16 protein-coding genes and 1 other RNA gene are annotated in these 22896 nt (G+C 38.4%); 11 read left to right on the top strand and 6 right to left on the bottom strand.

What is annotated here, in order from left to right; translation table 11 throughout:
* The first annotated feature begins 118 nt into the window (after nucleotides 1-118).
* The 8 genes from pnp (at nucleotide 119) to ssrA (ending at nucleotide 10222) form a co-directional block, all read left to right on the top strand.
* Nucleotides 119-2272, top strand: a complete 2154-nt coding sequence (pnp, locus tag IPI99_11325) for a polyribonucleotide nucleotidyltransferase (GenBank protein ID MBK7341109.1) — start codon at nucleotides 119-121, stop codon at nucleotides 2270-2272.
* 115 nt (nucleotides 2273-2387) lie between these two features.
* The gene (locus tag IPI99_11320; protein MBK7341108.1) at nucleotides 2388-2774 is read left to right on the top strand and encodes a hypothetical protein; all 387 of its coding nucleotides are present in this window, start codon (nucleotides 2388-2390) and stop codon (nucleotides 2772-2774) included.
* A 172-nt stretch (nucleotides 2775-2946) separates the two neighbouring features.
* Entirely contained in the window at nucleotides 2947-6078 is a 3132-nt protein-coding gene (locus tag IPI99_11315; GenBank protein MBK7341107.1) for an efflux RND transporter permease subunit, read from the top strand.
* 69 nt (nucleotides 6079-6147) lie between these two features.
* Nucleotides 6148-7299, top strand: a complete 1152-nt coding sequence (locus IPI99_11310) for an efflux RND transporter periplasmic adaptor subunit (protein ID MBK7341106.1) — start codon at nucleotides 6148-6150, stop codon at nucleotides 7297-7299.
* Nucleotides 7300-7469: 170 nt separating this feature from the next.
* The gene (locus tag IPI99_11305; protein MBK7341105.1) at nucleotides 7470-8336 is read left to right on the top strand and encodes an RNA polymerase sigma factor RpoD/SigA; all 867 of its coding nucleotides are present in this window, start codon (nucleotides 7470-7472) and stop codon (nucleotides 8334-8336) included.
* A 62-nt stretch (nucleotides 8337-8398) separates the two neighbouring features.
* Nucleotides 8399-8824 (top strand): hypothetical protein, encoded by a 426-nt coding sequence (locus tag IPI99_11300; GenBank protein ID MBK7341104.1) that lies wholly within the window; start codon nucleotides 8399-8401, stop codon nucleotides 8822-8824.
* 32 nt (nucleotides 8825-8856) lie between these two features.
* A complete protein-coding gene (locus IPI99_11295) occupies nucleotides 8857-9789 on the top strand; it encodes a phosphoribosylaminoimidazolesuccinocarboxamide synthase (protein MBK7341103.1) in 933 nt (310 codons plus the stop codon).
* A gap of 66 nt (nucleotides 9790-9855) precedes the next feature.
* Nucleotides 9856-10222: a transfer-messenger RNA gene (ssrA, locus tag IPI99_11290) on the top strand.
* Between the two features lie 37 nt (nucleotides 10223-10259).
* On the opposite strand, the gene IPI99_11285 is transcribed toward ssrA, so the two are convergent.
* Together IPI99_11285 and IPI99_11280 are read right to left on the bottom strand one after the other, a co-directional pair.
* Nucleotides 10260-11672 (bottom strand): inorganic phosphate transporter, encoded by a 1413-nt coding sequence (locus IPI99_11285; protein MBK7341102.1) that lies wholly within the window; start codon nucleotides 11670-11672, stop codon nucleotides 10260-10262.
* A gap of 76 nt (nucleotides 11673-11748) precedes the next feature.
* Nucleotides 11749-13419, bottom strand: a complete 1671-nt coding sequence (locus tag IPI99_11280; protein ID MBK7341101.1) for a formate--tetrahydrofolate ligase — start codon at nucleotides 13417-13419, stop codon at nucleotides 11749-11751.
* Nucleotides 13420-13435: 16 nt separating this feature from the next.
* Here IPI99_11280 and IPI99_11275 point away from each other — a divergent pair, with 16 nt between their 5' ends.
* On the top strand, nucleotides 13436-14536 hold the full coding sequence (locus tag IPI99_11275; protein ID MBK7341100.1) for a PD40 domain-containing protein: 1101 nt from the start codon (nucleotides 13436-13438) through the stop codon (nucleotides 14534-14536).
* Between the two features lie 268 nt (nucleotides 14537-14804).
* Here the strand turns inward: IPI99_11275 and IPI99_11270 are convergent, their stop codons facing one another.
* Both IPI99_11270 and IPI99_11265 read right to left on the bottom strand, forming a co-directional pair.
* On the bottom strand, nucleotides 14805-15152 hold the full coding sequence (locus tag IPI99_11270) for a hypothetical protein (protein MBK7341099.1): 348 nt from the start codon (nucleotides 15150-15152) through the stop codon (nucleotides 14805-14807).
* A 313-nt stretch (nucleotides 15153-15465) separates the two neighbouring features.
* A complete protein-coding gene (locus IPI99_11265; protein MBK7341098.1) occupies nucleotides 15466-18069 on the bottom strand; it encodes a fibronectin type III domain-containing protein in 2604 nt (867 codons plus the stop codon).
* 313 nt (nucleotides 18070-18382) lie between these two features.
* On the opposite strand from IPI99_11265, the gene IPI99_11260 reads away from it, so the two are divergent.
* Nucleotides 18383-19357: a zinc-binding dehydrogenase gene (locus IPI99_11260; protein MBK7341097.1), complete on the top strand. Its 975-nt coding sequence runs from the start codon at nucleotides 18383-18385 to the stop codon at nucleotides 19355-19357.
* A complete protein-coding gene (locus IPI99_11255; protein ID MBK7341096.1) occupies nucleotides 19350-19904 on the top strand; it encodes a metallophosphoesterase family protein in 555 nt (184 codons plus the stop codon). The genes IPI99_11260 and IPI99_11255 overlap by 8 nt, the downstream gene beginning before the upstream one ends.
* Nucleotides 19905-20210: 306 nt before the next feature.
* Here IPI99_11255 and IPI99_11250 read toward each other — a convergent pair whose 3' ends face one another.
* Both IPI99_11250 and IPI99_11245 read right to left on the bottom strand, forming a co-directional pair.
* Nucleotides 20211-21980: a sensor histidine kinase gene (locus IPI99_11250; GenBank protein ID MBK7341095.1), complete on the bottom strand. Its 1770-nt coding sequence runs from the start codon at nucleotides 21978-21980 to the stop codon at nucleotides 20211-20213.
* A 26-nt stretch (nucleotides 21981-22006) separates the two neighbouring features.
* Nucleotides 22007-22660 carry a response regulator transcription factor gene (locus IPI99_11245; GenBank protein ID MBK7341094.1) on the bottom strand — a complete coding sequence of 218 codons (654 nt, stop codon included), beginning with the start codon at nucleotides 22658-22660 and terminating at the stop codon, nucleotides 22007-22009.
* Between the last annotated feature and the right edge of the window lie 236 nt (nucleotides 22661-22896).

Genomic DNA, 22896 nt, shown 5'->3' with positions numbered 1-22896 from the left:
CGCATTGATCACATTTTTATAAATTCGGAATCGGGGAATATTTTCACTTGGATAAGCGAAAACAAGTGGATCAGTTTGAGATTGCCGGTTATTGTTTAACATATTAAGTTTTTCTATCATGGGTCAAAAAATCCCTTTTTCCACCTCATTTCATCTTCCCGATGGACGAGAGGTCATCCTCGAAACCGGCAAATTAGGTACTCTTTCTGATGGCTCAGCCGTCGTTAAATTGGGCAATACCATGCTGTTTGCATCGGTCGTTTCCAATAAAGAACCAAAAGAAGGCCAGTCTTTCTTCCCCCTTTCTGTAGACTACCAAGAGAAATTTGCAGCCGCAGGTAGAATACCGGGCAATTTTTTTCGAAGGGAATCTAAATTATCTGACTACGAGGTACTTATTTCGCGTTTAGTTGACAGAACGATGCGACCGCTGTTCCCTGATAACTATCTCAACGATACCCAGGTGGTCATTAATCTGATTTCAGGAGATGAAGAGACACTGCCTGATGCACTGGCTGGATTGGCAGCTTCGACTGCCATTACTTGTTCTAATATTAATTTTGATGGCCCCATTTCCGAAGTTCGTGTAGCAAAAATCAACGGGGAGTATGTCATCAATCCAAATAGATCTGCACTTAAAGAAGCCACACTGGACATTATTATCGGAGCTTCTCTCACGAATCTAATGATGGTGGAAGGAGAGGCCAAGGAATGTTCTGAAGAAGAAATGCTAGAAGCTATACGGGTTGGGCACGAAGCAATCAAAGTACAGTGCGAAGCGCAACTTCGATTAGCTGCGCAGCTTGGCGATAAAGTATCTATAAAAAGAACTTTGCCTGAAGTACTTGAGGTGAAAGAGGTGAAAGACTTGCTGAATGAGCATGCAGCTCTTCAAATTAAAAATGTGGCGATGTCTGCCTCAGACAAAAACACTCGAAAAGAAGCGTTTGACGCTATATTAAAGTCTGCAAAAGAAAAAATGCTAGAGCTTTATGGCGAAGAATTCGCAGCAGAGCACAAAAGCACTATTGAGTCATATTATGACAAATTGAAAAAAGAAATTGTCCGTCAGGTAGTCTTAGATTCAGGGATGAGATTGGATGGACGGAATTCAACACAGGTCAGACCGATTTGGACAGAGGTAGATTACTTGCCTTCGACACATGGGTCAGCGATATTCAATCGTGGTGAGACTCAATCTCTGACAAGTATAACTCTGGGCACTAAAGACGATGAATTGTTGATAGACAATGCTCTTTTGTCTTACGACGAAAGCTTTATCTTACATTATAATTTCCCGCCTTTCTCTGTCGGAGAAGCAAGACCACTCAGAGCACCAGGTCGCCGTGAAATAGGTCATGCTAATCTCGCTGCCAGATCTATTCGTCAGATAATGCCGGATGTTTTCCCATATACGGTTCGTATTGTATCTGATATATTAGAATCAAATGGTTCTTCGTCTATGGCCACAGTTTGCGCCGGATCACTGGCATTGATGGATGCTGGAGTACCTGTAAAATCTTCTGTTGCCGGTATTGCCATGGGCCTTATCGCCGACGGTGACCGAGTCGCCATTCTATCAGATATTCTGGGAGATGAAGATGCTTTAGGAGATATGGATTTTAAAGTAACAGGAACCCGGAAGGGTATTACCGGTACCCAAATGGATATGAAGATCGATGGCCTTTCTTTTGAATTACTCCAGAAAGCATTGCTGCAAGCGCGTGACGGAAGAATGCATATCCTCGACAAAATGGAAGAGTCACTCTCCATACCAAGAGATGACTTCAAACCGCACGCACCTCGAATTATGGAGATCATCATCGACAAGAGTTTCATCGGTGCTGTTATCGGTCCTGGTGGAAAAGTGATCCAGGAAATGCAAGCTAAAACCGGAACAAAGATTAATATCGAAGAAGTAGGAGATAAAGGTGTTATCAACATAGCAAGTAATAACAAAGAGGCAATAGAAGCCGCAGCCAAAATGATCCGCACAATCACATTCGTACCTCAGGTAGGTGAAATTTACGAAGGTCGAGTCGTCTCGATATTCCCTTATGGTGTATTTGTTGATTTCTTTGGCAAAAGTGGATTACTCCACGTTAGCGAAATCAGCCACCAAAGAGTTGACAAGGTCGAGGATTATTTCAAAGTAGGAGATCCAGTTACGATTAAATTGGTAGGAGTAGATCCAAAGACAAATAAGCTCCGATTATCGCGGAAAGCTGCTATGCAAAAAGAAACTAAAGATCAGCCAAATAAAGAAGATTAATCTTGCATCCACTACCGATACTTTTGTTTTGATCGGCAAAGTATAGGCTTTTCGAATTTGTGCGAGCAAACAAAATATCAAGTTTCTTGTTTGATTTAAGATACTTGCATAAAGGGTGAAAAAAGCGGGTTATATTATTTTATTATTAAGTCTATTAGGCAGCGTTCAGACTTTTTCGGAGCTGGTGAAAGCACCTCTTGTATTAGTTCATGTGCTCGAGCATCTGGTCAAAGATGAGCAGTTTAGCTTAACTGAATTTTGGGAGATGCATTACATCAGTGAACCGGTGATGGACGAAGATTTTGGAAAAGATCAACAATTACCGTTTAAGTCCGCTCATTTACCATCACACGAAATTAAAGACCTTTACTATCCTCAGCTATGCCAACTCCAGATCAGAGTTTCGACGAATCCTACTCGGAAATCTCGAAATTTTTTAGCTGACCTATGGATAAGTACAAATTACAGCGAGAATCTCTGGCAACCGCCAAAATGCAGCTGATGCAATTGACCTGAAAAATCATTCAGGTTGACCTTACTTTCCTCCACTTAATTATTGTTAAATAAATGAATATCCTGATCATTGAAGCTCAGTTTTAAGATTTTCGTGATTAGGGAACATTATTCAATACTTGATGTGAGGATCATTCTTCATCAGTTGTAAATTAATACATGTGTTAAACTCAATAATAGAATTTTCCATTCGACATAAACTGTTGATTGGCCTGATCACTGTCGTTTTTATCATCTACGGCTCCTATCAGGTAACAAAACTTCCCATTGATGCTGTCCCGGACATTACGGACAATCAAGTTCAAATCATTACTGTAGCTCCATCTTATGGTGCAATAGACATAGAGAGGTTGCTGACTTACCCTATAGAACAATCTTCTTCTAATATTCCAGGTATAAAGGAAATAAGAAGTTTCAGCAGGTTCGGTCTTTCTTTGGTGACCATCGTTTTCAAAGATGAAGTAGATGTCTACTGGGCCCGTCAGCAAGTAGCGGAAAGAATTCAACAGATTCAGGGGATACTTCCACCTGGAATGGGGACGCCTGAGTTAGGTCCTGTAAGCACAGGCTTGGGCGAAATTTATCAGTATGTTGTGAAAGCTGCCAAGTCTTATGAATCAAAATATGGCCCAACTGAACTTCGGACAATTCAAGATTGGATCGTAAGACGTCAACTGCTTGGTGTCGAAGGTGTAGCAGAAGTCAGTTCATTTGGTGGAAAGGTCAAGCAATTCCATGTTGCGATATCACCCGATAAACTCAACTCCATATCTCTTAGCTTGGAAGATGTTTTTAATGCTATTGAGTCGAATAACGGCAATACCGGTGGCTCATATATTGACAAAGGCCCCACCATCCAGTACATCAGGTCTGAGGGGCTCATCACATCAAAATCTGACATAGAAAATATCGTCGTCCGTTCATTGAAAACAGGTGAATCATATTTTATAAGAGACATCGCACAGGTAGAGTTGGGGACAGCCACCAGATACGGCGCGATGTGTATGGAGGGAAGTGGTGAAGTCTCAGGTGCGGTGGTCATGATGCTCAAAGGAGCAAACAGCAACCAGGTTATCAAAAACATCAAGGAAAAAATTGAAAGTATCAGAAAAACACTCCCTGAAGGTGTCGAAATAGAGCCTTTTTTGGACCGAACTAAAATGGTCAATAATGCGATCAGTACAGTAGAAAAAAATTTGATGGAAGGTGCATTGATCGTAGTATTTATACTTGTGGTTTTTCTTGGAAATTTGCGTGCCGGCCTATTGGTGGCTTCTGTGATTCCGCTTTCAATGTTGTTTGCTATTAGCATGATGAATTATTTTGGAGTAAGCGGAAATTTGATGAGTCTGGGTGCTCTGGATTTTGGTCTAATCGTAGATGGTGCTGTGATAATCGTAGAAGCAGTACTCCATCAACTACATATCAATTCTTCACTAAAATCAGTACATGTAGTTCACCATCAAGATTTAGACAAGACAATAGAACACACCACAAAAAAAATGATGAATAGTGCAGTGTTTGGACAAGTCATCATTTTGATTGTATATCTACCAATTCTCACTTTACAAGGAGTTGAAGGTAAAATGTTTAGACCGATGGCTCAAACAGTTTCTTTTGCACTCTTAGGTGCATTTTTATTGTCGTTAACTTATATCCCAATGATGAGTTCATTGATTTTGAAACAAGAAGGCGCTCAAAAAAAGAATCTTTCAGATATTGTTTTTGAGAAACTATCCAAACTTTATAGACAGAGTTTGGAATATGCAATAAGGTATTCAAAATGGATAGTAGCGTTTGTATTATTCAGTTTTGCAGGATCCATTTTTGTAATGCTGAAACTCGGAGGTGAGTTCATACCAGAATTGGAAGAAGGAGATTTTGCAGTAGATACAAGGGTACTAACAGGTAGTAATCTCCAAACAACAATAGAGTATACACAAAAAGCTGCATCATTATTAAAAGACAAATTTCCAGAGGTCATCAAGATTGTAACAAAGATCGGAAGTGGTGAAGTTCCTACAGACCCAATGCCTATTGAGGCAAGTGATATGATGGTCATCCTGAAGGATAAAAAGGAATGGACTTCTGCAAAAACTTTCGATCAATTGGCAGAAAAAATGGGTGCTGAACTGAATGCCATTCCTGGCATCACAGCAGGTTTTCAGTATCCTGTCCAAATGCGATTTAATGAATTGATGACAGGAGCAAGGCAAGATGTGGTATGCAAAATCTATGGTGAAAACTTAGACTCCCTTGCTCATCTTGCATTGAAACTGGGCAATATTGTCAGTACTGTGGAAGGTACAGAAAATCTATACGTAGAACCAATCAATGGATTGCCTCAAATCATCATTCAGTATGACAGAAGCCAAACTGCCCATTATGGAATTGATATCGCAGATGCTAATCGTATGGTGAATATGGCATTTGCAGGCCAAAGTGCAGGGCTGGTATTTGAAGATGAAAAGAGATTTGATTTAGTAGTTAGATTAGATTCTGCAAGCAGAGAGCAAATTCAAGATGTCAAAAATTTGCTCATTGCAACAAAAAGCGGAGTTCAAATTCCGCTTTCTCATATTGCAAATGTTGAATTAAAATTGGGACCAAATCAGATTCAACGAGAAGATGCAAAACGAAGGATAGTAGTAGGATTCAATATAAGGGCTAAGGATGTACAAAGCGTTGTGTCAGATCTCCAGAAAAAAGTGGAAAGCAATCTGCAGTTTCCACCTGGTTACTACGTCACTTATGGAGGATCATTTGAAAGTTTGGAGAAAGCAAAATCTCGACTTATGATAGCTGTACCAGCAGCATTGTTGATGATTTTTTTCTTGTTGTATTTCGCATTTAATAGTATTAAGCATGCATTGTTGATATACTCCGCTATTCCACTTTCCGCAATGGGTGGTATTTATTTTTTGGCTTTTCGAGGAATGCCATTCAGCATAAGTGCCGGTATTGGTTTTATTGCATTGTTTGGAGTCTCCGTATTGAATGGTATTGTCTTGATTTCGGAGTTTAATCGTCTCCATCAATCCGGGATGCAAAACACACATGAGATAGTAATCAAAGGAACCTTAATGAGGTTGAGGCCCGTGCTTATGACAGCATTTGTTGCTTCATTAGGATTCTTACCCATGGCATTGAGCAATGGTGCAGGCGCAGAAGTGCAGAGACCTCTTGCAACTGTGGTTATCGGTGGATTAATGATTGCAACATTTTTAACCTTAATAGTTTTGCCAATATTGTACCTCTGGTTTGAAAAGTTTACTTCAAAAAATTCAAAATGAATTTTTTAATTTCTGATAAATTGAATTTATACCTAAAATAATATTTTTGAAAAATAACAATTTAATAAAATGATAAAATATATTAATAAAATAAATATTTCAATAATCCTTACACTATATATAATATTTACTTCCTGCAAAAGTTCTCCCGAAGGATCAAGCCAAAATATGCAGGCTGAAGAGAAAAGCGCAGATAGAATAAGCCTAAATTTGCAACAACTGTCAAATCTACAATTGACTACCACAACTTTAAGTAATAGACAGATTAATTCTAAAATTAAATTAAACGGTAAAATTCTAGCACTTCCACAAAATATTTTGAGTGTCCATGCACCTATTACTTCTACTATTCAAAGTATCAAAGTGATTCCTGGAATGAATGTTAAAAAAAATCAATTGCTAATGGTTTTAACCGATCCATCATTGATACAACTGCAAGAAGACTTCCTGCGAGCAAAAAATTCATTTATTCTCAAAAAATCGGAATATGAACGACAGAAGGAAATGTCTTCAGCTCAAGCAACGAGTATCAAAAATCTGCAAAATGCCGAAAGTGATTGGAAAGAAATATCCATAATTCTGGAAAGCCTTACACTGCGAGTTCGGATGTTGGGTTTAGTTCCACAGCAAATTGAAGATCATGGAATTCAATCCAGCATTGAAGTAAGATCAAAAGTCGCAGGTACCATCACACAAATTTTGGTAAATTCAGGATCCAGAGTCAACCCAGATCAAAAATTACTTGAGATCCAAAGCTTGGATGATTTGAAACTGGTTCTTAAAATATTTGAACGTGACATCAATGATATTCAAAAAGGGACAGAATTCATCGGATACTCCAATATTTCTAAAGACCAGTCATATCAATGCAAAATAGAATCAGTAGTGCCTCAAGTCAATACAGAATCGTATCTTGAAGTATATGCAAGTATAATCTCAGGTAAGCAAAAAATAATTCCCGGCATGTATATCCAGGCAGAACTTCCCGTAAAATCTGTTTTATCTGATGCATTGCCGGAAGAATGTATATTGAATTTCGAAGGTGGAGATTTTGTGTTTGTTGCCTTGTCTGATCAAGATTTTAAACTTCAACCTGTGCAAATCAGCCAGAAATCAGAGTCTTGGGTTGGAGTACGGAAAGATGACTCAATAAATCAATATAAAATCGTTCAAAAAGGAGCTTATGGACTTCTAATGGCGCTCAAAAACAAAGAAGAATGATCGGATTTTAAACGCATCCCGAATTTTATTATAGAAGCTTTTGAAATGTTAAGTTTATAATAAAATAGAACGTGTTGGACGTTCGAGGAAACTTTTATCAAAAAAATAGTATTGAATTGATTAACGGCATACTATTTATTATGTTGATTATAATTAATTAAACCCAATTTATGAGGCAGTTGAAAATAACTCAGAAGATAACTACTCGAGAAAGTGATGTTCTCGAAAAGTATCTGTCTGACATTTCCAGAATAGATACACTGACTGCGGATGAAGAAGTTGTACTGGCTAAGCTTATCCGGCAAGGTGACAAGGCTGCACTAGATAAAATGGTAAGATCCAATTTGCGTTTTGTAGTGTCAGTCGCAAAACAATACCAGAACAATGGACTGACTCTCAATGATCTGATCAATGAAGGAAACGTTGGTTTACTCAAAGCTGCAAATCGCTTTGACGAAACCAAAGGTTTCAAATTTATCACCTATGCAGTGTGGTGGATCAGACAATCAATACTCCAGGCTATCATCGAGAATTCTCGTATGATTCGCTTACCATACAACAAATATCATCTTAACAATAAAATCAATGAAGAATATCAGGATTTTATCCAAAAGAATGAAAGAGAGCCTTCATTGGAAGAATTGGCTGAATTACTCCATGTCTCAGAAGAGGATATAGCCTTTCTAGGAGAGATAGGTTCTAGGACCGTTTCACTGGATGCACCGATGGGTGATGAAGAGAGTAGTGGAGTGCTGATGGATCTGCTCAAAGATTCTGCGAGTTCCAGTCCTGATATGAATTTATTAAGTGAATCGATGCAGAAAGAACTGAAGTATGCCATGAGATCACTCAATGCAAGGGAAAGGGAAATTCTGACCAAATTGTATGGACTCGAAAAATCTGAACCTATGACTATAGAAGAAGTTGCTCGGGAATTTGGATTGTCTTATGAATTTGTGAGACAGATTCGCGAACAGGCCTTCAGGCGCTTAAGACGGAACTTCAGTAAGAATAATGTATTTCCATTGGAATCCTAATAAATGATGATTTTCTAGATATATCGATCGCAGGATTGTAATATTTATGTAACTTAGCACCCATGACTGTCAGAAATAAAATCAGGCTAATTGTATACAGAATCCACGAAAAAGGAGTGGAAGTGTTGATTCCAAAAGCTACACCGCCTCATGAAAATTGGATGCTCTATCAGGGAATTCCTATTCAGGCAGATCAGATAGAGCAACTCCCCGGCTTAATTGAAGTGAATACCATCCAGGATGATGGTTCTGAGATTCGAACCATTGCCATAGAAGCTGACTGGCATGATATTCCACGCATCAGGAGTTTAATCAAAAATGATGTGTATTATGTGAAAGACAAAATAAGTACTTTGGTACCTGAACTGGACCAAGGTGCATATGTAGCAGTTAAAAAACTGGTAAAAAAGCTCATGCCAAATGAGTACGCGGTGCTTAAAGAGATCAAAGATATCATCTGTGACCGCAATTTGCTGATCAATATTTAGTAGTAAGGTGTTTAATGAAGAGTACAGGAATGCTGACTTCACTCACGAAGACTGATTTCCATTTTAAACAGCAAGAGTCTGTATATCATGGAAAAGTCAGAGATGTGTATTTTCTTCAGGATAAACTGATTATTATTGCCAGCGATCGTATTTCAGCTTTCGATCATATTCTGCCGAGCCCCATTCCTTATAAAGGTCAAGTGCTAAATTTGATTGCAGCCTATTTTCTGGAACATGTGAAGGATATTTGTCCGGTTTGGCTCGAGTCTGTACCAGATCCAAATGTCAGTGTTGGCAAGAGGTGCAATCCAATTCCAATAGAAGTCGTAGTGCGACATTGCCTAGCTGGTCACGCATGGAGAGTGTATAAAAGTGGCGTGAGAGAGCTTTGTGGTGTAAAGATGCCGGATGGTATGCGTGAAGGTGAAGCCTTCCCACAGCCTATTATTACACCTACCAGCAAAGCAGCTGCCGGACATGACGAAGACATGAGTTATTCAGAAATTCTCAGGAATAAGATAGTTACACCTGCACTTTTAGATAATATATATCAAAAAGCATTTGCAATCAGCCAGAGAGGTAAAGATATGGCTTTGGATAAAAAGCTCATTCTTGTAGATACAAAATATGAATTTGGACTGTATAATGGTGAATTGACACTTATGGATGAAATTCATACACCGGATAGTTCCAGATATTATCTGGCAGAGGGCTATGCGGAAAGTTTGGATTCCGGGCAAGCTCAAACACAATTATCCAAAGAATTTGTCAGAGAATGGTTAATGGAAAATGGCTTTGCAGGTCAGATTGGACAGCAAATGCCGGCAATGCCTGAAGATTTTGTCTCGCAGGTCTCCGCACGTTATATAGAGCTATACGAAAAACTAACCGGTAAAATTTTTCAGAAATATGGCGAGTTAGACATCCTCAATAGGATCGAATTAAATCTCAAAAGTTTTTTTTAGTTGTAGGGAACTGTACTTTCCAAATTTACGTTCTGCATACAATTAAAGAAATGTTCATTGAAGTATGGGGCTGTATGGAATCGACAGGAAATGCAGTCTGCAAGTAAGCATGTCGTAGGATGATAGGATGCTACGTTAAAAACGCTTATCGAATTACAAATGGCAATACTTCTTTTGCCTTGGCTGCTTAATCTAATAGATTAAAAAGCCTTTTTGCCGCCACTCTGATACCTGATAAGGGTCGCCGCAAATCATAAAACCTCAGGTTGGTCTGTGCAAAGTCTCGGTGCGTGGGCGAGATTTAGAGAATAAGGGGAACTTAGGTCGTCATTCTATCTCATGATCTCCTGACAATTCAAAAGAGTGACTAAACATGTAGAAAGTTTGTTGACACTTTCTCTGGACGCGGGTTCGAAACCCGCCAGCTCCACTTTTTTATTAAAAAAAAGGAAGAAGCGATTTGCTTCCTATCAGATAAACATCCTGAAAATCAAAAACAAAACAGCTGATAAAACCATCGTCACAGGTAATGTCAATATCCATGCGAGAGCTATGTTTTTGATAGTCCCAGCCTGAAGATTTTTGATTCCTTTGGATGCTACCATTGCACCTGCCACACCTGATGACAATACATGTGTTGTGGAAACGGGTAACCCGAAACCGGAAGCCAAACCTATTGTGCTTGAAGCGATGAGTTCGGCAGATGCACCTTCGGCATAAGTCATATGCCTTTTACCGATTTTCTCACCAATAGTCACAACAATTCTTTTCCAGCCAATCATGGTTCCAATCCCAAGAGAAATTGAAATCAAAACGATGATCCACCAAGGAGTGTGATGAGTATAATCGTTGATCAGCTCAACCCCCGTTTTAAGTATCTTTCTGCTGGAATCCATAGACAAAAGGTTAGGCTCATTCAATACGATCTTCATCTCTTTTGAGAGTATTGTCATTTGCTTTCTAGCGTTCATGACGGCTTTATTGTTTTTCAAATCCAGAGCGTCAAGGTAATTGTAGAAATCATTAAGTCTTTCAGCTTTTGCACAAAGCGTTCTTTCTAATTCGTAGTTGATAGTTGATTCATAAATCAGCGCATCTTCCATTTTTTTAATTTGAGTCGTCATTTTACCTAAATCAAAATGGGGTGACAACGCGTATTGCGTAGGCATAAATGCAAGGAGTACAATCAACATCATCCCAACTCCTTTCTGACCATCATTTGATCCATGAAAAAAACTAACCAATGTACAAGTCATGATAAGAATGGCCCTTATCCATAAAGGTGGGCGACTTTCAGGATCCGGTTCCTTGAAAATAGCTTTATCTTTTATTGATTTTTTCAAGAGGAACATCAATGCAATTGCTGCAGAGAAACCAAACAACGGAGAAAACAATAGAGCATTTCCAATTTTTATAGCTTCAGTCCAATTTACACCAGCTTTGGCAGTTTGCCCTGGAAGGAATGAAAAGGCCAGACCCACACCAAGAAGTGAACCTATCAAGGTATGTGAGCTGCTACATGGAATGCCGAAATACCAGGTAAACAAATTCCAAAAAATTGCAGCAATGATTGCAGCAAATACCATAGCTACTGCTTCGTTCACATTGTTTGTCAAAACAGTTTCCAGAGGAAGGAGCGAGGCTATCTTACCTGCAACAGCCATCCCGAAAATATAACTACTGGTCATGACTCCAAGAAAATTCATGAAGCCTGACCAGATCACGGCATGTATGGGTTTAAGTGATTTTGTGTAAATCACAGTGGCTACAGCATTAGCAGTATCGTGAAATCCGTTGACAAATTCGAAAATACATACCGTCAAAATGCATACCAGACAGATGATCAATATCGTTCCGCTGATAGGTAAATCCATCCAAAACATATGGCTCTATTTATTAAAATCCTTTGTTGAGTTTGAAAAACATCTTTTGAATTTCAATTTTTGAAAATTCATTAACTTAGAATAAGCCGCTGATATTTCCATCATCATCGATATCAATCGCTTCAGCAGACGGAACATCGGGCAAACCTGGCATACGCATCATCTCCCCTGTAATTGGCACGATAAAGCCCGCCCCTGCAGCTATTTCAATTTCCCTTACTGTCAAGGTAAAGTCTCGAGGCCTACCGATTAAATCAGCATTGTCAGACAAACTTTTTTGAGTTTTTGCAATACATACGGGCAATCCCTCCAAACCTAAATTTTGAATTCTTTTTAGCGCGGATTTGGCTTCTGCTGAATATTCAACTCGAGCAGCTCCATATATTTTTGTAGCTATTGCTTGTATTTTCTTTTCTACAGGCTCACTCCATTCATAAACAGGATTAAATGCTGAAGAAAAATTATCTGCAAGAGATGCAACTTTATGAGCCAATTCTATAGCTCCCTCGCCACCCTTTGCCCAAACTTCGGAGAATATAGCTGTGACACCTAAGGATTCACATTTCTCTTTCACGATCTGCAATTCTTCGTCAGTATCTTTGACGAAACGGTTGATGGCTACCACAGCCGGAATTCCAAAATAAGCTGCATTTTCAAGGTGTTTCTCCAGGTTGTCACATCCTTTGGCAACTGCTTTGGGGTTTGGATCTCCCAAAGCTTTAAGTGAAGCACCTCCATGATATTTCAGAGCTCTTATGGTAGCTACGATGACCACAGCATTGGGATTGAGTCCTGCTGTGCGACATTTAATATCCAGGAACTTTTCAGCACCGAGATCAAAGCCAAATCCTGCTTCTGTTACAACATAATCAGACAGGGACATTCCCATTTTTGTGGCTAAGATGGTATTTGTACCTTGAGCGATGTTGGCAAATGGACCACCATGAATAATCGCCGGATTGCCTTCAATAGTCTGCACCAAATTTGGTTTTATGGCATCTTTGAGAAGGGTAGCCATCGCACCCGGAGCTTTCAGATCACGGGCAAAAATCGGCTGTTTATCCATAGTCAAACCGATAAAAATATTTCCCAATCTACGTTTTAAGTCTTCCATATTCTTTGAAAGACAAAGTATTGCCATAACTTCTGAGGCTGCAGTGATGTCAAATCCTGTCTCTCGTGGGATTCCGTTACCTGTACCGCCGAGACCAATCGTGATCTTTCTCAATGAACGATCATTCATATCCATCACTCTTTTCCAAGCTATGGTTCTGGCATCCAGGTTGAGGCTATACTTTTTATTCTGAAGATTATTGTCAATAAGGGCGGACAAGAGATTATGCGCTTTTTCAACTGCGGCAAAATCACCTGTAAAATGTAGGTTTATGTCTTCCATGGGTAGGACCTGACTCCATCCACCACCTGTTGCCCCGCCTTTGATACCAAATACCGGACCAAGCGAAGGCTCTCTAAGAACCACGGTGCTTTTTTTACCAATTTTGTTTAAACCCTCAGAAAGTCCGATGCTAGTTGTCGTTTTTCCTTCGCCTGCTGGAGTGGGAGAAATAGCGGAGACCAAAATCAGTTTGCACTTTTTTAGTTTTTCTTCATCGATCAAATGAAGTGGCAATTTGGCCTTATATTTTCCATAGTACTGCAGATCCTCTTCAGGAATCCCCAGGTTCTGGGCAACTTTTGAGATGTTTTGGAGTTTAATTGACTGGGCAATTTCAATATCGGAATTCATTTTTCAATTATTTTGCATGCAAATATCTGCTTTCTTCACCATTCTGATACCTGTGAGTCTTTTTTCTTTCTCTTGTAGCCCTAAACACAGGTTAAATGATTCTGCCACACAGCAAAAGAATGCTGCATTCCCAGGGGAAAATCACTTCAAAAATGTTCGTCAAATGACTTTTGGGAGCAACAATGCAGAGGCATATTGGAGTTTTGACGATAAAAAGTTGTGTTTCCAGTCAGACAATGTGAACTGGGGAGCGCAGTGTGATCAAATTTATTATTTCAAAGTATTCGAGGACAATTTAAAGGATAATTTACCTAAACATATCTCAGTAGATGGTGGAAGGACGACCTGCTCTTTTTTCATGCCTGGGGATAAGTCTATCATCTTTGCCTCTACGCAGCACGCAGGTAAAAGCTGCCCTGAGGTGCCGCCGCGAAATCCAGGAGGTAAATACGTCTGGCCAATATATAAGGATTATGAGATTTATACCGCCGATCTCAAAGGCAAAATCCTCAAACAATACACCCACAATGAATTTTATGACGCAGAAGCAACAGTCTCCCCAAAAGGAGATAAAATTGTTTTTACATCAGACAGAAGTGGGGATCTAGAACTCTATGTGATGAACATAGATGGAACTAATGTAACACAAGTGACCAGCGAATTAGGGTATGACGGAGGGGCATTCTTTTCGCCGGATGGAAAGAAATTAGTTTTCAGAGCATCAAGACCTAAAACTCCGGAAGATCAAACTGAGTATAAGGAGCTGTTAAAAAAAGGATTGGTGCAACCTACTCAAATGGAGTTATTTACTTGTAATATTGATGGTAGCAATATGAGGCAAATTACCCATCTTGGCAAAGCAAATTGGGCACCATTTTATCATCCGAGCGGCAATAAAATCATTTTTTCTTCTAACCATAATGGACCCAAAGGATATAATTTCAATTTATTTATGATCAACGAAGATGGCTCTGGACTTGAACAAATCAGTTATGACCAGACATTTGATTCATTCCCGATGTTTAGCAGAAACGGTAAGTATCTTGTTTTTGCATCCAATCGGGAGAATGGGGGCACGCATGACACAAATCTTTTTCTTGCAGAGTGGAAGGATTAATAAATGAAAAGAAGCACTAATTGGTCTCTTCTTTACAAATTATGCAGAGTGCAAAGTTTCACCGGTGAATGAATGCCTGTAAACAAGAAATTATTTTCAATACAATTAAATTAATATGTTTTAAGTTTTGGATATAGAGTGTCTTATGGACAGTAAATACAGAAAAACAATTGCTATGTCATTTCTATTGCGTTCTTCAAATTAATTTATGAGAAAATATTTTGAGAAAAAGTAGAATCTAACTAAAATCGAATTTCGATAATATTTGCTAATTCAGCACATCTTGTGAAAAAAGTATACCTTTCTTAGCATCATAAGAAGCAACTCCTGTACTTAAATACAATTCTTTTTTATAAGGATAGGTACGAGCATCAATAATATAAACTTTACATCCTATTGCTTTGGCTAATTCCTTGTTTGCATTTCTCCAGTTGTTGGCCATTTCTTCGGTGGTCTCATCATAGTTCTTTCTCCACTTCTTTGTGAAAAGTACTTCGAGATAAATGATTCCGTTTTTATAATTCACCAATCTGCTGCTTAATCCATGGTTTACTCGATACACCACATCAGACTGAAGGAGGTGTTTCCGATTGAGGTCTTGTATATTGATTGCCATGTAGAAATAGCAACAGAAACTGTGCCAAACATCGGATAAATATGAATTTCGGTAGGTTAGAAATTACATAGTAAATAGTTGTAATATATTGTCTATTAGTAAATCACAAAATTAAGTATGGTTAAATTAATATATCATAATACATTATAATGTATTTATTGAGAATTTACCGGGCTTTAGAGATTCAGATACATATTAAAAATAATTTTAATATGTTTACATGTCGGAGAACTGTAGGGTAAAAAAAAAGGGCGAAGGAAAATGAATCTCCTTTGCCCTCTCGGTATCAATTTACTACGAGCTTTCGCTTTTCTTACGACTTGATCATTTTCTGAATATAAACTTGAGAACCACTTGTGATTTTACAGAAGTAAGTCCCTGCTATAAGATGATCAATTTTGAACGAATAGTTATTACTTCCTTCTAAGCTTATCATTTTATACTCTGCAACTCGCTGTTGGAGTATATTAAAGACTTCCAATTTTACATCTGCCGCTTGTTTTGCATCAAACTGAACAAGCATCAGGTCCTGAACCGGATTAGGCAGTATTCTGACGTAATCAAAGGAAGCTCCTTTTAATCCTTCAGATAATGATGAACCAGGTAGAGACCCCAATGCCTGGATGTTTACGGTATAATCTTCAACTTCTCCTCTTGCAAATGATTCGCAGGAACTAGGGTAACCACCGTATTTCATTGAAACTCTTAGACGTGTGGATCCCAATGTAGCATTGGAAGGTACAGTAAATGTAACGTACAACAGGTTCAAACTATTGGAAGCTCCGATCGCAACTCTTTCTCCGGCGTCAGTAAACACACCATTTTGGTTGAAATCAATCCAAGCAGTCCAATATAATGTTCTTCGATTTCCGGCAACACCTGCTTGAAAATATAATTGATATGCAGTGCTTTGTTTCAGAACAGTGCTCATAGATGTACCGTCATAGTAGCCTCCATCACTGCCAGAATTCCTGTCCAATGTGTTGATTTTCACTCGCTTGATCCACTCCTGTGTACTACTTGTACCTCTGGAATCACAATAACTTGAACCACTTTGAGTAGTAAATGTAATCACGTTGGTGAAAGCAGATGTTGAGCTGCCACAAACACTCTGCACTCTGACATCATAAGATGTAGCTGGACTGAGGCCTGTAAGATTTATTGCAGTCGCAGTGACAGTAACTTGTTGCCAGCTGGAAGAAGACGTAGCTTTATATTGGAAGTTGTAAGCAGTCGCGCCTGTTACAGCCGACCAAGATGCTGTTGCCGAAGTGGATGTGATGTTGTTCACAAGAAAATTTGTTGGTATACCACAGGATCCTCCGGTTGTAGTAAAGCTGATGATTCCCGAATATACGCTCGAAGAGCTTGAGCAATTTGTCTTTACTCTTGCATTATAAGTAGTGCCAGCTACCAGACCTGACAAAGTATAACTTGTCGTGTTGGTTGTGATTGGTGTCCAAGTTGAAGAAGTAGATACTTTGTATTCTAATGTGTAATCCACCGCTCCAGATGCTGGACTCCAGGAAATTAAGGCAGTGGTATTTGTAATATTGGAGGCATTAAGACCTGTAGGTGCAGGACAAGAGGCACCACATCCAGGTGATAGACAATTTACTGCTGCAACTCTGCTTCTGATTTTATTTCCTGGTTGTGTTCCGAATCCATTATTAAAATTTATCCCATAACTTGTAAGGTGACAGTAACTCATGATCGTACCACCATTGGATGGTGCCGGGCCGGGACTGCAACTTCCTTCCGGAGTATAGCAATTATCCAATGCCCCGCCTGACCATCCACACCATTGAGTATGATTAGATCCAACGTTGTGCCCCATTTCATGGGTCATAACTTCTACTGTCCAGCTATAAGTAGGAACATTATTGTAACTAGAAGATATATTACTGTATGCGTAGTTATAATTGGTGCACAAAACATCCAACCACGCCACACCTCCAATATTATTTCCTCCTAAAGCAGCAAGATGAGCCAAATTGCCGTTGAAACTAGGCCTGGCTGTACGAAATTGGGTAAGCGCTGTCGTTGAACTTGTCTTACTATATGAATCCGGTGTAGTCCAAACATAGATTTCAGAGATTGTGGTGTTGATGCTCTCGTTAGCATAAAGTGTCGCTACATTATTGTAAACTGCTGTAATCCAGTTAACAGTGGCATTGACAGAGCCTTTATTTGTATAAAGAGCATAGTCACATTCTATATAGACTTTTACGCAGTCACCTGCAGCACGCCCTTGTATCTCATTGTCTTCTGGATCAAAATCATTGCCTGACAATTTTTCTGTTTCACATACAAAATCCGGTTTCTTAGTGGCATCGCGATCATTATACATAATGAATTTTCCGGGATGTAGCTCCGAATTTTGAACCACTATATTGCCAAAATCTAAACTCAACATGCCAAATACCTGACCTTCAAAAAAACTAAAAGCAGCTATAGATTCCGGTTGTCCTTGGACTATACCTCTATAGTATCTTGATGCTTTAGAGGCCACTGGTTTATTGTTCCCGGTGGTCACTCTGAATCCGTCGGCTATTAATTCATACTGCTTGAGTTCTAGCACAATCTTTTTACCGTCCCAAGACGGAAGTACCAATTCAATGTTTGTCAGATTTTGTGATAAAATATAGGAAAGTGAATTCATCCTGTCTTCACACAGAGTCCACTTGTTCATACCATCGACCGGACTCATTTGGACTTGGGAATCAGAAAACAATTCAACCGAAATGAAACTATGCTGATTCAGCCGATCTGCATAAATTTCTTTAGCAATAGGAGATAGGAGGTCTATTTCATTGATATTGTGGTGAAAAATTTGGGCATTCAAGGATAGATGACCTGCCCAAATCATCGTGGAAAACATAAAAACAACAATAAAACGAATAGAAAATCTGTACATATAAATAATTTTGAGGTTGAAAATTCTGAAATTATGTACGGATATGCTTGGGAGCGAAATACAGTGCAAGATTAGGCCATTATTGTGAATTATCAATAAGGGTAAACACTCATTTTGATAAAATCCGTATTTCTCTGGATAAATTTCAATAGGTAGAGAATTGATTATATATTTATATTTAATACATATTAATTATTTAATTATATAGGATGTTCAAATTTTAAATCATGTAAATGAATACTTAGGTTTATATGAGCTTTATTTACATTACAATCGGATTTTATCCTATCTTGGAAAAAATTAAAATAAGTAAATGAAAGCGGCCATATTGCACGGGATAAAACAAAAGTTGAATGTTGAAGAGACTGAATTTGGTCTTGTGAATTCAGATCATGTAGCAGTTCAGGTTTTGTGCGCCTCCCTCAACCACCGTGATTACTGGATTCAGCAGGGAAAATATGCAGGTTTAAAATTTCCAATCATTTTAGGTTCAGATCTTTGTGGTGTATATAATGGAAAACGCGTTATAGTGAATCCGTCCCAAAACTGGGGATCAAATGAACATTTTCAAAGCAGCCAGTTTAGGATTTTGGGCTTACCTGATTCAGGAAGCTTGGCAGAATATGTATCTGTACCGAAGAATACAATACACGAGACTCCTGCACATTTGAACGACGAAGAGTGTGCAGCATTGCCACTCGCTTCCCTCACTGCCTTCAGGGCATTATTTACAAAAGCTAAATTGGAAAAAACGGATTCTGTCCTAATCACAGGGATCGGTGGAGGAGTATCTCTGGCAGCTCTCCAATTGGCACTACCTTTAGACTGTAATATTTTTGTAAGTTCTTCTTCTAATTATAAAATTGATCAAGCAATAATTCTTGGATCTAAAGGTGGTGTAAATTACAATGAAGAAAATTGGGACAAACAGTTGATTGAGATGTCAAATGGGGGAGTGGATGTCATCATTGACGGAGCTGCTGGTAATAATATCACAAAGCTGTTGAAAATCGCAAAACCTGGAGCGAGATTGGTCATTTATGGCGGAACTGCAGGAGTCCTAAATGATATTTCTCCACAGATCATTTTTTGGAAACAAATTCAGATTCTTGGCACCACCATGGGCAGTGATGAGGATTTTGAATTATTGATGGCACATATCAACAGATATAAAGTAAAACCAATAGTGGACCGTATTTTCGAACTAAATAGCATCAATTCTGCATTTGAAAGGATGGCTGCGGGAGAACAATTTGGTAAGATTGTCATCAAAGTTGCCAATGCCTAAAATTGGTGTACTTTCAGATACACACGGGTACCTGGATCCTCAGGTTTTTAGTTTCTTCAAAGATTGTGATGAAATATGGCACGCGGGAGATATAGGATCTTTAGAATTAATTGATTCACTAATAGCATTCAAATCTTTGAGAATTGTTCACGGGAACATTGATGATCATATCATTCAACGTGAAACCAACAGAGATCTCCTTTTTAATTGTGGAGGGCATCTGGTATTCATGACGCATATTGCAGGTCCATTTGGCTCATACAATGCACATACTAGAAAATACGTCATGGAAAATAATCCACGCATACTGATATGTGGCCATTCGCATTTATTGAAAATAGCATATGATCAAAAATATCAATTACTGTATATCAATCCAGGAGCTTGCGGATTTAAAGGTGTGCACCAAGTTCGAACTTTAGTTCGTTTTCAAATCAATAATAAAGATATTTCAGGAATGGAAATCTATGAGTTTGCCAATCGATTTCCAAATATGGCAAATCGCGAAGATGAACATATCGATACAAAAAAGAAAAGCCGTCGATAAGACAGCTTTTCCAATATGTAATAAACCTATTTCTTCTCTTTTTGTGAGGGAAAAAACACCAGGAAAGAGCTATCTGGACATTGTAAGAATATTATAATTCAAAATTCACCCTGTAAAACAACCAAAAACCATTCTTTGAACCGATAGCTCTATTCCTTGGATCCCATTTTCAATATTCAAATCAAGCTTGCGATGTGATTAACGTTTTAACCAAGGATCGCAATGCAAATGTCTGAAAACATCCATTTGGATACTTCCATGAAAACACCCAAAATAATAAATCAGTGTTTTCCCGCATTTAAAAACTCAAGATTTGGCGATCGCAGAATAGTTGGGAACGACGATTAACACAGAAGTTCCTTTGTCATGTCGGCTGTCAATATGCATCTCGCCACTAATATAGTTTACTCTCGATTGGATATTGTCTAGTCCCGATCCTAGAGATACATGCAGAAGGTCATATCCCTTGCCATCATCTTCAACCGTGACTTGAAGTTCTTTGTCTGTAAGGGACAGTTGAACAAGAATTTCTGAACTATTAGCATGTTTTACCGCATTGTTTACCAATTCCTGTACAATCCTGTAGAGTTGTAGAGCGACATTTGGATCGATTTGGTTCCAGTCCGCAATGCCATAATGTTGAAGAATTATTTCTGGCCCATCGTCAGATATAAACCGATTGAGCATGTCTCGAATAGCTTCTTTTAGTCCAAGATTTTCAAGTGCTCCAGGTCGAAGATTGTGCGAGATGTTTCGGATTTCAGTACAAGCAACATCCACTAAATTGTGTATTTTAGACATCTCCGGAGAGCTGTCAATAATTTTATTAGAAGGGAGATTGTCCATCCTCAAACGAATGGTTGATAATAAGCCACCTAAACTATCATGCAGATCTTTTGCTATCCTTTCTCTTTCGTATTCCTGGCCTGATATCATGGATTTCATTTTCTCAATTCGGGTAGCGCTTTCTAATTCTTTTATCTTCTGATTGTTGATTTGCTCGGACTGGGCATGAATGATATTGCTAGTTTCTAGTCTTTGTTGATAAAACAATACCACAAAAAATGCTGCCACTAAAATAGCTCCTATCGTAAACAAAAGACTAGTGAACTTGAAGTTAGTTCTTCTAGCTTTAAGTTCCATCAACCTCTTTGTTTGTTCAAGGTCTATTTTCTCATCTCTGATTTCCTTCTTTTCAAAACGGAGGATCTCTCTGTTTCTATCCATATCAGATCTGAATCTCTCTGAAGTATCCCGGTACTTGGTATATTGAAGTAAGCAATCTGAAGCTTTTTTATATTCATTCAATTGAGATAGGCATACAAATAAATTTCTATAATTTTCAGAAGTCATAGCAATGTGCCTTTCTGCCAAACTCAATTTTAAACTTTTCTCAAAAGCCAATAAAGCAAGATTAAAATTACTGTCTATAAGATGGGTCTTTCCTATTAAGGCATAAGCATACATTTGTAAGTCAGATGCTCCTGCATTTTTTGCATAGCTTATAGTTGTCACCATATTCCTCCTAATAGTCGATGAAGGAATTGTAGTGTCAGTCACAGATTCATAAAGTAAGTGCTCATACTTACAGAAGGGATCATTTGCATCCTTTTTCTCCAAATCGCATTGACTTAAAAAATATCTCGCTGATGTGTGGTCTCCAATATTATAATAAAGGAATGCGAGATGATGGAGCGTTTTAGAGAGATACAAATCCTCTCCAGCCTGGCGAAAGTAAACTTGACAAAATTCGGCTTGGGCTATTGACTTAGGGTACCAGTCAAAAATGGAATAAATTTTTGACAGGAGAAATCGCAAAGAACTTGATTTGGTATAGTTTTCTTGGATGATATGCCTCTCAATACATTTGAGAAGCAATGGGAAAGCCTGTTCGTAATGCTTTTGCTTAATGAGAGCATGCATTTCATTCTCAATACTATCAACATAGGACATATTCAATTCCAGGCTGTCCTTCAAGTAAACTATATTTGGATTATCCTGAGCAGATAAAATGTTGTTGTTAAAACACAAGTAAAATTGTATGCTAAAAGACATTACAATCAATACAAAATTCATTTTTGGAGTTTTAAAATTCATCGATGTTATTTGTCCTCCAATAATCTCAGTTCTAATGTAGCCCGAACCAATCCTGCTGTGTTTCTTACATTAAGTTTAGAGATCAAACTACTGCGATGTGACTCGACAGTTTTCAAACTGATAAATAATTTATCCGCAATCTCTTGAGTAGTATACTCTCTTACGATCAGTTCTAGAACCTCTTTTTCTCTGCGAGATATCTTAGGAGTTAAAAAATTATTGCCCTTCTTGGTCGGGGTCTTTTTAAGTAGTGAGCCCATAATTGTCTCGGTCACTTCTTTTGAAAAGTAAGTTTGACCTGTAGAAACTGTTTCGATTGCTTTCACCAACTCAGCCCGTCCAGTATTTTTTAAGATATACCCCATTGCTCCAGCTTTCAATATTTCTGATACAAAACTCTCTTCATTGTACATGGAGAGTGCCACAATTTTTATTTGAGGATGCGTCTTGTTCATTCTTGATGCCACTTCGATGCCATTCAGCTCGGGAAGATTGATGTCTAAAAGCAGTACATCGGGTTTTACGGTTTTTAGTTTATCAAAAACTTCATTTCCCGTGTAACATTTCTCAACAACTACAATATTCTTTTCATTTTTTAATAATGACTCTAAGCCATCAACAAACATGGCGTGGTCATCCGCAATCATTACTTTTATCATGATTTTTTTCTTCTGGTAATGGGTAAAAATAAGCTAAAATCGATCTATCGCAGGATTATGTTTTAGTCATCTTAAAAACACAATTTTCGCCAACTGGTTAGTCCGCAATCATAGCAATCTATGGATTGAGATGAAAGCAGATTCAGAGAATACAATTGAACTTACATTGAAACTATATGAAAATAAATAAAAAGAAAATGGGAAACGATAACGCAAATATAATCAAATTATTAGGA

The organism is Saprospiraceae bacterium (genome assembly GCA_016710235.1).
GTDB lineage: Bacteria > Bacteroidota > Bacteroidia > Chitinophagales > Saprospiraceae > Vicinibacter.
This window is presented reverse-complemented; position numbering and strand designations above follow the sequence as displayed.